Source organism: Natrinema sp. H-ect4 (genome assembly GCF_041894845.1).
GTDB lineage: Archaea > Halobacteriota > Halobacteria > Halobacteriales > Natrialbaceae > Natrinema.
Genome location: NZ_JBHDYC010000002.1, coordinates 363,806 through 379,166 on the forward strand (window position 1 = coordinate 363,806; position 15,361 = coordinate 379,166).

A 15,361-nucleotide genomic window follows, 5' to 3' on the forward strand; every position below is an offset into this window, starting at 1 on the left:
TCGATTCGACCCGGACCGCGCCCTGACCCTTTTGCCATCGCTGGACGAACGGTCGACTATGTCCCTCGAGAGCGGGCGAGACGAGCGCACGGCTATCATCCTCGCGGGCGGTCACTCGACCCGCTTTGGCGAGGCGGACAAGGCCGTCGCCGACCTCGCCGGGACGCCGATGATCCGCCGCGTCGTCGATCGCCTCGACCCCGTGGTCGACGAAATCGTCGTCAACTGCCGGGACGAGCAGGTGACGGCGATCCGCTCGGTCCTCGAGGGGGGACCGGAGTTCTCGTTCGCGGTCGACCCGATCCCCGACCGCGGGCCAATGGCGGGCATCATGACTGGGCTTCGCGACGCGAGCGGAGAGTACGCCGTCGTCATCGCCTGCGACATGCCCTTCGTCGAGCCAGCCCTCGTCGACCACCTCTTCGAGCGAGCGGCCGGCCACGAGGCCGCGGTCCCGCGGCTCGAGGACCAGTGGTTTCAGACCACCCAGGCCGTCTATCGCGCCGGGCCGATGGCCGAAGCCTGCGAGCGCGCCCTCGAGCGCGACGAGCGCAGAGTCGTTGAACCCCTGCTGGACCTCGACTACGTCGTCGTCGACGAGGACGAGGTACGCGAGTACGCGCCGCTCGAGACGTTCGAGAACGTCAACACACGCGAGGAGTTCGAGGCGGCGCTCGAGCGACTCAAGGAGGACGGCGCGTGACGCCAAGTACGTCTGACTGCTCACTGCTCGAGGACAATCAGACCCCCGCGCGATCGGAATGCGCGGATCGGTTCGGTACACCGCGATTCCAACCGGGCCAACTGATGAGTCCACTGTGATGGAACACAGCGGTCGTTCTCGTGGATACTGAATCACCGTGTCAGCGAAGACTCGCGTCCGGACCTACTCGACCTGAACGGTCCCGAGCATCCCGGAACTCTCGTGGGGGATACAGTAGTAGTGGTACGTGCCGGGCACCTCGAACGTCCGTTCGTACTCGGAAGTCGGTTCGATGAGACCCGCTGTCAGGGTATTTCTCGCGGCGCGCTCGGACTCGAAGCCGCCGCTCGCGAAGTACGTGGCACCGTCCGGAAGCTCGGCTTCGGAGGCGGTGACCGTGTGAGCGACGTCGCTCGTGTTCTTCCAGGTCACGGTCCGTCCGGGTGCTATCGTCGTCGCCGCCGGATCGAACCCGAACTCACCGGTCATCGTAACGGTCCGATCGGTCGACGACCGACTCTGCAGACACCCGGCGGTCCCGATCGTCGCGAGTGCGGTACCGCCGAGACGGAGGATCGCCCGCCGATCAGCGCAGTTGAATGGCATGAATACGGTATTGAAGCGTGGCCGTGTCAGATCGCCACGAATATATCGGTCGCGTACATCACGGCGAAGCCGATCAGGAAGGCCAGCAGATTCGTCGCACTGCCGACGCGTCCACCCGCGTCACGAACCATCCGTGTGATCTCCCAGACGACCTGCAGGATCGCACCGACGCCGATCGCGAGGAAGAACGCACCGACCGTCGGCGAGTAGGCGAGGCTCCCGATCCATCCGCCGAGGATGACCGGTGCGCCGGCGAGGAGACCGAGCGCCACGAAGTGCCACCAGGCCGGGCGCTCGTCACGCGCGACCGGCGCAACGACCGCCGGACCTTCCGTCACGTTGTGGAGCATGAACCCGATGACGAGGAACGCGCCGAGCGAGACACGACCGAGCGCGAACGAACTCCCGATGGCGAGCCCCTCCGCGAGGTTGTGGAGGCCGATGCCAAGCGCCACCAGATACGCGACCCAGAGACCGCCGCCCGCTCGACCGTCGCCGGCGGCGCGTCCCTCCCGCCACGAACTGATCGATTGCACGAGTAACAGTGCGCCGAGAACCCCGGAGACGACCAGGAGGTTGCCCTCGTAAGCCCCCGGGATTCGCTCGGCGAGTTCGAACGCCTCGAATCCGGCGTCGAACGCGAGGAACGCGAGCACACCGGTGGCAAACAGGAGAACGGCGTGCAAGGTCCGGTCGCTCATCGTCCGGATGTACGGGAACCAGAGCATGCCGAGCGCGACGGGAATCACCCCGACGAACAGTCCGATAAGCGCCAGCGTCCACAGGATGTCAGCGCCGAAGCCGGGACTCTGCTGGGGCGCTTCGATACCGTGACTGACCGTCGCGCCGTCCGAGAGCACGAGATCGACTTCGAGGTCCCAGCCCGGATTCCAGTGATACGGAACGACGACGCGCGCGCTTTCTCGCGGCTCGAGCGTCCGATCACCGCCGGCGCCCTCGACGCGGAAGTTCCAGTAGGCCTCGTCGACGAGGACCTGCGAGATCGTTACTTCCTCCGGGCCGTTGTTCGTGACGTGCAGGACGACGGTGTCATCGCTCGGCAGCGTAGAGTGAGTAACCGTCACGTCGGGGAGCGGTTCACCGCTCTGTATCCCCGCGAGGGGAGAGGTGAACACGAACGCGCCCAGGACGAGGACGAGCAATACGATCGGGAGCACCGCAGTGACCCATCGCGGGACGCCGAGTGGCTGTCTGACCTCGGTTTCGGCCGGTAGGCCTCCGTCCGTCGTCGTATCCTTCCGTTCGTCCGCCATTTAGACCACCTCGAAGAAGCTCATCCAGCCGAGTTCGGCGAACTCCGACTGATGAGCGTGGAACATGTACAGCCCCGGCTCGTGATCGGAGTAGTCGAGTTCGATGATACCTCGCTGGGCCTGCGTCTGCATGACCGTGTCGACAGTCTGGCGCGTCGGCAGCAACGTCGTCCCGTGGTCGTAGTAATCGAAGAACTGCGAGTGGGTATGGAAAGAGTTGACAAGGTCGAACTCCGTCGCGTTCACGAGATACACTCGCTGCCGTTCGTTCTTGTCGATCCGGATGGGGCGTTTCGTCTCGCCAGCCGTCCAGTTGCCGTTCCCGTCGGTCTCGCCGACGCCGTAGGCGAAGGCTCGGGTGTTCGCGGCGTAGACCTCGTTTCCGCCGTCGAAGTTGGTATCGAACGAGTTCATCACGATCACCAACTCGTTGACGGCGTCGTTCTCGGCGTACTCGTGGTTGCGCGTCTTGGCCTCGTCGACCAGATCGTCGACCATCGCGTCGGTGATCTGACTCGGATGATCCGTCACGTAATCGGCCGGGTTCTCCCTGACCCGTTCGGGATCCGGATCGACGATCATCGCGCCGTAAAGGCCACGGTGGATGTGCTCTTTCAACGGCAGCGAGTGGCAGTGATAGAAGTGCATGCCAGCGGGCTGTGCGATCCACTCGTAGGTGTACGACTCGCCGGTCTCGAGCACGCCGGGTCCGTTCTGGGGAATGCCGTCCATTTCGGGGTCGAGATTCTTCAGGTGCGGGTGAATCGTGTGGGCGTGTCGCCCGAAGTTTTCGAACGTGACCCGAATGAGATCACCCTCGACGGCGCGGATCGTCGGCCCCGGTACCTGCCCGTTGAACGCCCAGGCTTCGAACTCGATGCCCGGCGCGATCGTGATCGTCGTATCGACTGCGGTGAACTCGAACTCTCGAACGGTTCGGCCGTTCTCCTCGTAGATTCGCTGTGGGACGGCATCTTGGCCGCTCTCCCCGGTGTTGAACGTAGTCAGGAACTCGTGGGGATCGAAATTCGAATCGCGGTATTCGCCGACGGCACCGAACGTCCCGTGTTCGTCCTCGTCGTGGCCGGAATCGGCACCCGCCCGCGTGCTCCCGATCCCGACCGCTGCACTCCCGGCAACCCCGAGCCCGCCGAGTACAGACCGTCGGCTGACGTCCGGTTTCTCCCCAACTGCCTCGACGAGTCGGTCCTCAAGCTGTGCTGTAATTTCAGCTGCGCTGGTATACTCTAGTGATGGCATGGTCTCGGTTCCGATCTGGGTACTCGTCCGTTCACGTTCGGGTGTTAGTCGACCCTCTATATGAATTTGACGCGTCTAAATTTAGATCGTGTCTAATCAAAACGTCTAACGAGTCAATCGGTAAACGGGAAGTCGCGGATGACGTGCCTGACTGGACAGTTCGGTCAATATACCGCCACTGGAACATTCTTGCACATTTGTTCCACAGTAACTGAAGCTGTTATTCGACCACTGCTTTTTCTGGATACAGTCGCTTCGATCGATGCAACCGTGCTATCAACTCCTCGAGATTAAATTAGACATATCTAATTCTTTGGTTCACACTGGATTCTCGCTCGACGGCAGGTGGGAAATCAGTATCAATTCGTGCTCGAATCGGACCTGTCGAAAGACCGGGTCGTCCGTTCCTCGTGAGAGATTCCGTCATACCCCGTTTTCGACCAGAGAACGCGAGTACAGTCGCGAGGAGTTCGAGAGAGCGACGAATCGACTCGAGGAAACGAACCGATCCCGTCCTGGGCCTCGGACTGTGACACGAGTCGGGAACTAGGCCCCGAGGACGTCGATCACCGGTTCCTCAGCGACCATCCGCGCCAAAACAACTTGCCTCACGGCCGGCGCTCGCTCGAGCAACTCCCGTCCGATATCCGCTGCGACATCCCGCATCTCGGCGTCATCGACCTTGTTGAGGAGCGGGACGACCGTCGCTCCGTCCGGAACTCCCTTGTGTCCGCCGCGATCGCTCGCGAGCACTCGAGCGACGTCTTCGGGCCGGATCACATCGCCGCGATCGAGCCCGGTGATCGCCGCCACTCGCTCCGGCCGGTGGACGTGGTCGGCCGAGAGCGGTTTTCCGACGGCCTGCACGCTCGCGATCGGGACGACGGTGTCGACGTGTCGGGGAAGTTGCGGTTCGCGCTCGTTCGGCGCCTTGAACTCCCGCGTCCGCGCACCATCGGCCTTGACGAGAACGAGATCGGCGACGTCGGCCGTCGCGATGTCGTCGACGACATCAGGATCGTACCCCACGTATCGGTCTTCGCCCTCCCGCTCCGGGACGACACCGATGGGCCACGCGTCCGCTCGCTCGAGGGTCGCAACCGGGTCGTCAGTCACGGCGACTTCCTCGACGTGTCGATCGAAGATCGGGATCCGAACCGTCGCCGTCACGACCGCTCGCAGGGAGCGATCGCTTGCGGCGCGTTCGGCAAGCGTATAGAGCGTCGTCTTCTTGCCGCCCGCACCGACGACGGCGACGATGCCCGACTCCGCTCGGAGCGCCTCGAGAACGTCCATACCGCACCTACTACCGGACCCGGCTAATCGTTTGGGTCCATGGCCATCGCTCGAGTCCGGCGCGGTGAGGGCGGGGTCCGCCCTGCTCTTTTATCGGCTCGTAGGCCGTACTGAAACGGAGAGCAACGATGGGTTCGATTCTCGTCAGTTACGGGACCGGTGAGGGACAGACGGCGACGGTCGCCGATCGAATCGGCGACGTGTTCGCTGACCGCGGGCACGATGCCACCGTGATGAACGTCGACGAGATTCCGGCGGACTTCGACTGCGAGGCGTACGATGCCGTGCTCGTCGGCGCGTCGATCCACATGGGGAAACACCAGCCGGCAGTTCGGGACTTCGTGCGAACCAACCGCGAGACGCTGGCCGCCCGTCCGACGGCGTTCTTCCAGTTGTCCATGTCCGATGCCGTGAGCGACGAAACCCGACGCGCGCAAGCGGCGGACTACGTCGAGACGTTCCTCGAGGAGACCGACTGGCAGCCCGACCGAATCGCCCGCTTCGGGGGCGCGCTCCGGTACTCGAAGTACGGCTTCCTCAAGCGGCTCATGATGAAACGGATCGCCACGGATGCAACCGGCGATACGGACACCTCCCGCGACTACGAGTACACCGACTGGGACGAGGTCGAGGCCTTTGCCGCGGACTTCGCCGCGTTCGTCGAGGGTCGTCTCGGCCTGCGATCGCCCGAAGAAGGCAGCGCGAACTGACTCGAATGGCCGCCGCCCACCCACCCATTCCACGTTCGTACGGCATCGCATCGCTCGTGACACTCGTCCTGACGGTCGTTGCGACGCTGGTGGGGCTGTTCGTCCCCGACTTCTACCGCGACGCGCCGGTACTGCTCCCGCAGGTATACGGCCAGGACCTGCTGACGCTCGTCGTCGCCGTCCCCGCGCTGGCCGTCTCGCTGTTCTTCGCCGCTCGCGGCTCGCTCAGAGGATACGTCTCGTGGCTCGGCGTCACCGGCTACCTGCTGTACACGTACGCCTCCTACGCGTTCATGACCGCGTTCAACGAACTCTACCTCGTCTACGTCGCGTTGCTCTGGCTGACGCTGTTTACGTTCGTCGGCGGAACGGTCCGTCTCGATGCGCCCGCGCTGAAACGCCGGGTCGGTGAGACGTCGATCCGGGCGTACGTCGGATTCCAGCTGTTGCTGGTCGTCCTGATCTCGCTGCTCTGGCTGTCGGAAATCCTGCCGGCGACCGTTTCGGGGACGACACCGCCAAGCATCGCCGACGCCGGACTCCCGACGTCGGTGATCTACTCGCTCGATCTCGGCGTCGTCGTTCCCGCGTTCGCCCTCTCGGCGTACTGGCTCTGGCAGCGCCAGGCGTGGGGCTACGCGTTCACGGCTGTCCTCCTCGTCAAGATCGCGACCCTCGGCGGTGCTGTGCTGGCGATGTCGGTGTTCATGGTCCGCGATGGGCAACCGGTACCGCTCCCGCAAATCGTCATCTTCGGCGCGCTGACGCTCGTCAGTGTATTCCTGATGGGACGGTTCCTGCTCTCCATCGGTTCCGAGTCGCGCTTCACAGCCGACCGGGTCGACACCTAGAGCCCGAGTATCTCCCACGCCTGCGCCGGCGTCGCGACCTCGCGGCCCAGTTCTGCCGCGACGCGGACAACGGCGTTCGACCAGTTGCGCGTTGCTCTCGGCGCCGTCACGATACTCGAGAGATGGACAGCTCATACGTTCCATGGCATACGTTACCAGTCATTGTTGTTTCCGTCGCCCACCTCGAGGTGCGGTCCCGAACCGTCGTCTCGAGTCACGAGTGATCCGGTTTTGGGCGAGTTGGAATAAGCGGTAACCCGCGTGTCCCCCGGTGACGCGAACGCGAGCAAACGATTCAAGCGCTTGGTCCCTAGCAGCGGTAATGTCACCGAACACATCCGGACTCCACCACGTCACGGCAATCGCCGGGGACCCGCAGGCGAACGCCGACTTCTACGTCGGGACGCTCGGCCTGCGATTCGTGAAGAAGACCGTCAACCACGATGATACGGGCACCTACCACTTCTACTTCGGCGACGGCGAGGGCTCTCCCGGGACGAATATCACCTTCTTCCCGTGGACCGATCAGGGACACGAGGGTCGATTCGGCGCTGGACAGACACAGACGACTGCCTACGGAATCGCTTCGGATTCGGTCGACTACTGGCGCGACCGCCTCGAGTCCCGGGGCGTCGAGTTCACGGCGGAAGAACGGTTCGACGAGACCGTGCTCCGGTTTTCGGACCCGGACGGGATCGAACTCGAACTCGTCGCGACCGATGACGTATTCGACGCGACGCCGTGGGAGGACGGCCCGGTTCCGACCGAGCACCAGCTCCGGGGCTTCTACAACGTCGCGCTCGCCGTCGACGACTACGGCCCGACCGAGACGATTCTGACCGACGTCCTCGGCTACGAACTCGAGGCCGAAGCGGGCGGCCGTCGGCGCTACCGAAGCGCAACGGGCGGTCCGGGCTCGGTGGTCGACCTCGTCGAGACCGATGCCGGACGCGGGCAGATGGGCGTCGGAACCGTTCACCACGTCGCGTTCATGGCGGAAAGCGTCGAGGAACAGGAGGAGTGGCGCGAGGCCTTGGCCGCGGCGGGGCTGTCGCCCTCCGAGGTCATCGACCGGAAGTACTTCCAGTCGATCTACACGCGCGAACCGGGCGGCGTCCTCTTCGAGATGGCGACGACCGGGCCCGGCTTCACGGAAGACGAGGCCCTCGAGGAGTTGGGCGAACGGCTAGCGCTCCCGGGGTGGCTCGAGAACGAACGCGAGGAGATCGAGGCCCAGTTACCCGAGTTCGAGGGGCCGAACGTCGACTCCAGTGGGGACTGACTCGAGCCGCTGAGGGCCGGAAACCCACAATTCCTTTGACTGATCTCTCCGTACGAACGGTATGAAAGTCGCTGTATTCGGTGCCGGCGGCGTTGGCGGCTACCTCGGGGCTCGCCTCGCGGACGCGGGCCACGAGGTCCATCTCATCGCGAGAGGCGACCACCTTGCTGCACTCCGATCCGACGGTTTGCGCGTCGAGAGCATCCGCGGCGATACGTCGGTCGAGCTGCCGGCGACCGACGACCCGGCGGATATCGGGCCGTGTGATGTCGTCCTGTTCTGCGTGAAGGCCCACGATACGCGAGACGCGGCCGCGGATCTCGCCCCGCTACTCGATGAGAGGACGGCGGTCGTCTCCGTCCAGAACGGCGTCGACAACGAACGATGGCTCGCCGACGAAATCGGTGAGGACCACGTCGTCGGTGGCGTCGCCTACATCTTCTCGACCATCGGGGAGCCCGGCGTCGTCGAACACACCGGCGGGCCGGCCCAGTTCGTCTACGGCGAACTCGACGGCGAGCGAACCGACCGAATCGAACGACTCGACGACGCACTGTCGGCGAGCGATGGGATCGACGCGGTCCTTGTCACGGACATCCGCGTCGAACTCTGGCGGAAGTTCGCGTTCATCTGTGCGCAGGCGGGCATGACCGCCACGACTCGGCTCCCGATCGGCGAACTCCGCGAGACGGACGCTTCGTGGACGATGTACCGCCGGATCATCGAGGAGGTCTGTGCCGTCGCTCGAGCGGAGGGCGTCGATCACCCCGACGAAACCGTCGACGAGTGGCTTGAGTTTGCGCGCGGGTTGGATTCGGACATGTACTCGTCGCTCCACTACGACCTGACACACGACAAGCGACTGGAACTCGACGCACTGCACGGCTCCGTCGTTCGACATGCGAGCGAGGTCGATGTCGACGTTCCGATGAACGAGGCCGTTCACGCAATCTTGCGGCCCTGGGCCGACCGAGCCGGTCGATAACGCGTCGATCTCGACGGGCGATTGCAAACCGGCTACGAGTCCGAGCGGATCGCCGCTGCTCGCGCCTTTAACACTGCCCGTCCCGTACGAATGCTCATGACCGCATCCGACTCGAGCGACCGCGATCCGGCCTTCCGATTCGAGTACGAACCCGCCACCGTTAGGTTCGGAGCCGGCTGCATCGACGACCTCGAGGGTGAACTCGAGGCTCAGGGTCTCGAGCGGGCGCTGGTCGTCTGCGGCTCGACCGTCGGGAGCACGCCCGACGTGATCGAGCCGGTCAGGACGGGGCTGGGTGATCGGCTGGCCGGCGTCTTCGACGAGACGACGCCGACAAAACGACTCGCGACGGCGATCGACGGCCGCGAGCGGCTGCGAATGGACGACGCCGACGTGCTCGTCAGCCTCGGCGGCGGCAGCAGCCTCGACGTCGCGAAAGTCATCAGTATCCTCGCGGCGAGCGATCGCACGGCACAGGAGGTAGCCACCGAGTTCGCCGAGACCGGGACGATCACGGTCCCCGATTCGGGGCTGGTTCCGATCGTCGCGATTCCCACGACGCTGGCCGGGGCCGATCTCTCGATGGTCGCCGGCGTCACCGCGTCCCCCGAGTCGGGGCTGGTCGACGAGGAGATCGGCGGCGGCATCGCCGATCCGGAACTAATGCCCGCGGCGGCGGTCTACGATCCGGAACTGGTCGCGACCACGCCCGCCTCGATCCTCGCGGGCTCGGCCATGAACGGCTTCGATAAGGGAATCGAGACGCTCTACGCGCGCAACGCGACGCCGATCACCGATGCGACCGCCCGCCACGGCCTCGAGACACTCCAGGACGGACTGCGAGCGTTCGGCGACGGCGAGCGGGATATCGGGACGTTCGAGACGATCCTCGAGGGGGTCGTCCTCGTCCAGTACGGCATCTCGAGACCCGGGGAGACGACGGCGTCGATCGTCCACGCCTTCGGCCACGGCCTCACGCGGACGGACGACGTTCAGCAGGGGGCGGCCCACGGCATCGTCGTCCCCCACGTCCTCGAGTATCTCTTCGAGAGCGACGGCGTGGACGCTCGAGCGGGGATGCTCGCGGACGCGCTCGGGGTCGGGGACGCCGCGGATCACGAGGCCGCGGTCGTCGAGGCGGTCACCGAAATTCGGGACGGACTCGGCCTTCCCTCGCGGCTACGGGACGTCGACGGCCCCGACCCGGAGGCGTTCCCCGCGGTGGCAGAGGCGATTCTGAACGACGCGTTCATGGCGAACGCGCCACCGGGACTGGAGCCGACCGTCGACGAAATCGAGGGCGTGCTCGAGCGGGCGTGGTGAGGAGCCGAAAAACCGGCCAGCACCTCGTTTCACTGACGAGTATTTCCGCTGTTGCAACCGTTCTACCTCCCGCATTTCCGGGACGGAACGCTGTTATCGGACCGATAAATAACAGTGCTCGATACCGCCGTTCGGATAGATCATGAGCGAGCACGAAAGACGGACCGTTCTCCGGTACGCCGGGCTCACGCTTGCTGCCGGAATGGGGGCGGCGACGGGCACGGTAGCGGCCCAGAAAACCGACGCCGACGGATCCGCGGGCGACGAAACCGCGGACGGGGAATCGACGACCGACGAACCGGTGACTGCGGACGGCTCGAGGGGCTGGTCGTCGATCCGCGGCGATGCGGGAAACACGGGTTTCGTTCCGGGTTCGATAGGACCGAAACCGCCGGTCAGCGTCGCCTGGGAGGACGATCACGGGGGAACGTTCACCGTCGTCGACGGGACGGTTTACCTCGTCGCCGACGACGGGCAGGTTCGCGCGATCGACGCGGTCGACGGCTCGCTCGAGTGGGAAAGCGAGATTGCGGCGGCGAGTCGAGAGGAGCCGGTGCGCGCCATGGGGCCACCGGCGGTCGCATACGACACGGTGTACGTCACCAGCAGGGGAGACGAGCCGAATCTGACCGCACTCGACGTTGCAACCGGAGACCTCCGCTGGCAGGAGAGCGGGCTCGGGTCCGAGACGAATCTGTCACCCACCGTCGCGGGCGGACTGGTATTTCTCGTCGCCGACAAGGTCCTGTACGCGCTCGACGCACACGGCGGTGAGCGGCGCTGGCAGTTCGAACCGGGCACGGTGACGACTGACGACGGGCGAGAACGAGGCGATTACCTGCAGCGAGACTCCGTCGCCGTCGCCGGCGGAACGGTGTTCGCCCTCAGCAACAAGCGGCTGATCGCCCTGGACGCCGAAACCGGGGACGAACGGTGGACGGACGGCGTCGACGACTGGGCCTCGAGCACGTTCTCCGGTCGTCCGATCGCCGCCGACGGTGTCGCCGCCGCCGTCAAAGCCGGCGTTGTAACGATATACGACGCCGAAACCGGTACGGAGCGATCGACGGTACCCACCCACTCGCTGGACGTCCTCACCGACGATCGCGTGTACGCCGTGACCGACGCCGAAGACGGCGACCGGAAGACCGTCACCGGCTACGATTCGGAGACGGGGGATCGCGTCTGGCAACCGTCGGACGGCGACGGATCGGTCGCATCGGCGGTCGTCGATGATGACTCCGTCTACGTGGGGCTCGAGGAATCCGGCGTGGCCGCGTTCGCCCGAACGGACGGACGCGGCGAGTGGCGCGTCGACACCGGGACGGAGCCGCGGCAGGTGGCGGTCGTCGGCGAAACTGTCTACGTCGGCGGTGATTCCCTGTTCGCGATTCGGACCGACGGCGAAGATCGAGTCGACGGAGGCGGTGACGGCGACGAGAATTCTTCCGACGACGGGAACGAATCGACCGATGCCGGAAACGAATCGATCGATGGCTCCGAGAACGAATCGACCGCCGACACCGATACCGAATCGTCCGACGATGCCGACGAAACTCCCGGGTTCACCGCCGGGACGAGCATCGCCGGCGGGGCACTCGCCCTCGAGTGGCTGCGCCGACGGACCGGCGGCAACGAGTGAAACGCGGACCCGAGGCGACACGGTAGCGACGGTCGGGGTCAGCGGTCACGGTTCGCGGTCGTCTCCGTCCGAATCTTCGACCCCGATTCGACCGCCGGTGGCGGTTCGACCCCGCGTCGCGGCGGCTCGAGACCGGGGTGGAACGGCGAGCACAACCTGACGCCGTAGACCAGCGTGATCGTCCCGCCGGCGGCGAGGATGAACAGGACCGTGGGGTCGGCGACGTGAACGAGCCGGAGGAGCGTGAGACCGAGCCCGCCGGCCAGGAGGGAGATCACCTGCCCGACGGAGACCCAATCGGGAACGCGCTCGAGGATCGGTTCTCGAAAAGACGTCACGTACAGGAAGCCGGAACAAACACCGAGTATCACGACCGGCCAGTACTCGAGCGGCCGGGGAAGCCCCCCATCGATGTGGACGAACGTGGCCAGAGCCGGCAGAGAGAGTGCGAGCGTTACGAACTCGCCGCGACGCCCCTCGGGGAACTGCCAGCTCCCGTCGTCGTCTCGGAACCATCGAAACACGGGGTGCGTCACGAGCAGTCAGTTCGACGTGTCGGATATTGAAGGTTTTCATCGTGTGCCGGAACCCGGAGGTTTCTGGCAGGTTCTGTCGAGCCCTGTCTGATTCTGGCTGATCCCGATAGATCCTGACGTATTACAAGCGGGCTACTGACCACCGGTTTCGTCCGCGTACGACGGTCGCTCGGCGTACTCGATCGGGTCGCGAACGCCGATGGTCTGGAAGGCCTGCAGCCGGAACGCACACGAATCGCAGGTGCCACAGGCGGGTTCGTTCCCGCGGTAGCAACTCCAGGTGTGTTCGTAAGGGACCTCGAGTTCGACGCCGCGCTCGGCGATGTCGGTCTTCGAGTCGTCGACGAAGGGTGCTTCGATCGAAATTTCGGTCTCGGGTTTCGTGCCGACATCGACGACCGCCTCGAAGGCCTCGAAGAACTCGGGGCGGCAGTCGGGATACCCCGAAAAGTCCTCGCTGTGGGCACCGATGAAGACGGCCTCGCAATCGTTCGCTTCGGCGGCGGAAACCGCCATCGAGAGCAGGTTCGCGTTCCGGAAGGGGACGTACGACGAGGGGATCTCGTCGCTCTCGAGGTCGGCGTCGTCGACGGCCATCTCGTCGTCGGTGAGGCTCGAGGCCCCGATCGCCGAGAGGTGACCAGTCTCGATCTGCAGGAAGTCGGCCGCGTCGAACTCGTCGGCGAGTCGGCGCGCACACTCGAGTTCGCGATCCTCCGTTCGCTGGCCGTAGGAGGTGTGCAGCGCGTAGATCTCGTATCCCCGTTCGCGGGCTTCGGCGGCGGCGGTGGCGCTGTCCATGCCGCCCGAGAGAAGGACGACGGCGCGTTTGGCGGTCGATTCGTCGGTCGCGGAGTCGGTGGTCGTCTCGGTCATAGTGATCTCGAAAACTGTGATTACGTCTCGGGGGCGTCGTTCCAGAGGGTGACGTGCAGTCGCGGCGTGTACCGGAAGCCGTACTCCATCGCGAGGTCGGCCACCTGGGTGCGGGTCTCTGCGAGGCGCTCTCGAGTCGCCCCTTCGGGCATCAAGAGCACGTCGTCGTCGCTGATCGGAGCGTCGGCGGCGGTGCGGATGTCGTCAAGTAACGCGAGGATCTCCGGCATGTCCTCGGCGTCCGTCACGACGAACTTCAGTTGAACGTCGTAGTTCTCGACCAGTCGAACGAGCGAATCCATCTCGATTCGATCGCTCTCGTGGCGTGCTTCCCACTCACCCTCTCCGTTGGGATCGCGCTCCGCCGTCGGCGTGCTGCTCTCGAGTTTCGGGCTCACGGAGGCGAGGTCGATCGGCGCGTCTCGGTAGATCGTCCCGTTGGTCTCGACGGTGGTATGATAGCCGCGGTCGTCGAGCGCCTCGAGCAGGGCGACGCTCTCCTCGTGAATCAGCGGTTCGCCGCCGGTGAGGACGACGTGATCGGCGTCGTGGGACTCGATTTCCGCCAGAATTTCCTCGAGTCCCAGCCACGCGTGGGTCGGCTCCCACGAGGTGTGATAGGAGTCACAGAACCAACACCGGAGGTTACAGCCGCTCGTCCGGACGAATACCGAGGGGATGCCCGCGAGCGTTCCCTCTCCCTGTACCGAGTAGAACAGTTCGTTGATCGGGAGCCCCTCGGTTGAACGACCGTCCTCGGCGTCGACTTCGGCCGCGTCCTCGGCCGCGTTCTCGAGATCGACTGAATCGGAAACCGGCATCTCAGAACCCGCTTCCGCCGCAGAGTTCGTGCGTCTCGCTGACCTGCACGGAAACGCCGGTGACCGTCTCGGGCAGGGCCGCCTCGAGTTTTCGCTCCAGAATCACGCTCATCACCTCGGCCGTCGGCGGGTGCTCGAGGACGACGACGGCATCGTCGTCGCCGGCAGTCTCGAAGGCCTCGACGAGGGGGTCGCCGGCCTCGAGGAGGAACATGTGGTCCCACTCGGATATTACGTCGGTAATATCACCTTTGTCAGCGATCCATCCCTCCTCGGTCAGGTGGCCTGCGACGGTGACTGCGACCTCGTAGTTGTGTCCGTGGGGCCGAGAACACTTGCCGTCGTGGTGTCTGATCCGGTGACCAGCGCTGATTCGGATCGGCCGGTCGCGGCCGACGTGGAGGACGCGACGGCTCCCGACGACGCCGTCGTCCGCCATGGCAGCCGGTCCGGACTCGCGGCTTTCGACTGACTCAGTCATATTCAGGTATTCTCGAGAGAATACTTAAAGATGGCCGATTACGGACGGCCAATGGGGTCGGCGTCGACGACGGGGCGGTTCCCGGCAACGAGGGACGGCGTCAATCGGTGGCGAAGCAGCGAGGACCCGGTATCGAAGCCGTCGTCGTACGGTCTGCTGTACCGGTGCACTGGAGCAATCGCAGAACGGTTCGCAGTTGCTCCGGCACTGACAACAGTCCGTATCAGTCCTGGAGTTGATCCTGGAGCCGATTTTTCGCCTCGGTGCGACGCTTGCGCGAAAACTCGGGCGCGTCGTCCGAGAAGTCGATCTCGATCTCGTCGAGCGTGCGTCGGTAGATGTTCGTTCGTCGTCCTTCCTCGGAGAGCTGTCGGCCCTCGCAGGTCAACAGCCCGGCGTCGACGAGCTCTTCGATTCGCCGATAGCAGGTCGCGATCGGAATCTCGATCGCTTCGCTCAGTGATTGGGCCGATTTCGGCGTTCCGGCCGCACAGAGTATTTCTGCGCTGTATTTGTTGCCTAGCGCGGAGAGCACCGAGGCCGAATCCGCGTCCGTTCGTTCCGTCCGACTGCGAGACATACTCCGCTCGTTATCAATTACCATAATTGAATCTTTTGGTCATTACGAGTTACCTGTTATACTGAATTACCTGATCAATTAACACTCTCATTCACAGAGTGTTATTACGGCTACAACTAATGTGATATCTACTCG

The 15,361-nt window shown here is 64.6% G+C and carries 16 protein-coding genes; 7 read left to right on the top strand and 9 right to left on the bottom strand.

The genetic code is table 11. The features are described from left to right. The first annotated feature begins 58 nt into the window (after positions 1-58). A complete protein-coding gene (locus ACEWFR_RS04705; RefSeq protein WP_374059936.1) occupies positions 59-703 on the top strand; it encodes a molybdenum cofactor guanylyltransferase in 645 nt (214 codons plus the stop codon). Positions 704-886: 183 nt separating this feature from the next. Here the strand turns inward: ACEWFR_RS04705 and ACEWFR_RS04710 are convergent, their stop codons facing one another. From ACEWFR_RS04710 to yqeC, 4 genes are all read right to left on the bottom strand, one after another. Further along, a complete protein-coding gene (locus ACEWFR_RS04710) occupies positions 887-1,309 on the bottom strand; it encodes a plastocyanin/azurin family copper-binding protein (RefSeq protein ID WP_374059937.1) in 423 nt (140 codons plus the stop codon). Between the two features lie 26 nt (positions 1,310-1,335). Continuing rightward, the gene (locus ACEWFR_RS04715) at positions 1,336-2,583 is read right to left on the bottom strand and encodes a ZIP family metal transporter (protein WP_374059938.1); all 1,248 of its coding nucleotides are present in this window, start codon (positions 2,581-2,583) and stop codon (positions 1,336-1,338) included. Further along, on the bottom strand, positions 2,584-3,843 hold the full coding sequence (locus ACEWFR_RS04720) for a multicopper oxidase domain-containing protein (RefSeq protein ID WP_374059939.1): 1,260 nt from the start codon (positions 3,841-3,843) through the stop codon (positions 2,584-2,586). It lies immediately after the preceding gene. A 546-nt stretch (positions 3,844-4,389) separates the two neighbouring features. After that, positions 4,390-5,139 (bottom strand): selenium cofactor biosynthesis protein YqeC, encoded by a 750-nt coding sequence (yqeC, locus tag ACEWFR_RS04725; protein WP_374059940.1) that lies wholly within the window; start codon positions 5,137-5,139, stop codon positions 4,390-4,392. Positions 5,140-5,267: 128 nt separating this feature from the next. Here yqeC and ACEWFR_RS04730 point away from each other — a divergent pair, with 128 nt between their 5' ends. From ACEWFR_RS04730 to ACEWFR_RS04755, 6 genes are all read left to right on the top strand, one after another. Further along, entirely contained in the window at positions 5,268-5,849 is a 582-nt protein-coding gene (locus tag ACEWFR_RS04730) for a flavodoxin domain-containing protein (protein ID WP_374059941.1), read from the top strand. A 5-nt stretch (positions 5,850-5,854) separates the two neighbouring features. After that, positions 5,855-6,700, top strand: coding sequence for a hypothetical protein (locus ACEWFR_RS04735; protein ID WP_374059942.1), 846 nt, complete (start codon positions 5,855-5,857; stop codon positions 6,698-6,700). A gap of 322 nt (positions 6,701-7,022) precedes the next feature. Then, the gene (locus ACEWFR_RS04740) at positions 7,023-7,982 is read left to right on the top strand and encodes a ring-cleaving dioxygenase (protein WP_374059943.1); all 960 of its coding nucleotides are present in this window, start codon (positions 7,023-7,025) and stop codon (positions 7,980-7,982) included. Positions 7,983-8,043: 61 nt separating this feature from the next. Next, a complete protein-coding gene (locus ACEWFR_RS04745) occupies positions 8,044-8,967 on the top strand; it encodes a 2-dehydropantoate 2-reductase (RefSeq protein WP_374059944.1) in 924 nt (307 codons plus the stop codon). 96 nt (positions 8,968-9,063) lie between these two features. Continuing rightward, on the top strand, positions 9,064-10,290 hold the full coding sequence (locus ACEWFR_RS04750; protein ID WP_374059945.1) for an iron-containing alcohol dehydrogenase family protein: 1,227 nt from the start codon (positions 9,064-9,066) through the stop codon (positions 10,288-10,290). Between the two features lie 142 nt (positions 10,291-10,432). Next, positions 10,433-11,932, top strand: a complete 1,500-nt coding sequence (locus tag ACEWFR_RS04755) for a PQQ-binding-like beta-propeller repeat protein (protein WP_374059946.1) — start codon at positions 10,433-10,435, stop codon at positions 11,930-11,932. Between the two features lie 38 nt (positions 11,933-11,970). Here ACEWFR_RS04755 and ACEWFR_RS04760 read toward each other — a convergent pair whose 3' ends face one another. The 5 genes from ACEWFR_RS04760 to ACEWFR_RS04780 form a co-directional block, all read right to left on the bottom strand. Continuing rightward, positions 11,971-12,468, bottom strand: coding sequence for a hypothetical protein (locus ACEWFR_RS04760; protein ID WP_374059947.1), 498 nt, complete (start codon positions 12,466-12,468; stop codon positions 11,971-11,973). 132 nt (positions 12,469-12,600) lie between these two features. Next, a complete protein-coding gene (gene queC, locus ACEWFR_RS04765; protein ID WP_374059948.1) occupies positions 12,601-13,344 on the bottom strand; it encodes a 7-cyano-7-deazaguanine synthase QueC in 744 nt (247 codons plus the stop codon). A gap of 20 nt (positions 13,345-13,364) precedes the next feature. Further along, complete coding sequence (locus ACEWFR_RS04770) at positions 13,365-14,165, bottom strand: 7-carboxy-7-deazaguanine synthase QueE (protein WP_374059949.1); 801 nt, start codon at positions 14,163-14,165, stop codon at positions 13,365-13,367. A gap of 1 nt (position 14,166) precedes the next feature. Beyond that, positions 14,167-14,646, bottom strand: a complete 480-nt coding sequence (locus ACEWFR_RS04775) for a 6-pyruvoyl tetrahydropterin synthase family protein (RefSeq protein ID WP_374059950.1) — start codon at positions 14,644-14,646, stop codon at positions 14,167-14,169. Between the two features lie 223 nt (positions 14,647-14,869). Then, on the bottom strand, positions 14,870-15,226 hold the full coding sequence (locus ACEWFR_RS04780; RefSeq protein WP_374059951.1) for a helix-turn-helix domain-containing protein: 357 nt from the start codon (positions 15,224-15,226) through the stop codon (positions 14,870-14,872). Between the last annotated feature and the right edge of the window lie 135 nt (positions 15,227-15,361).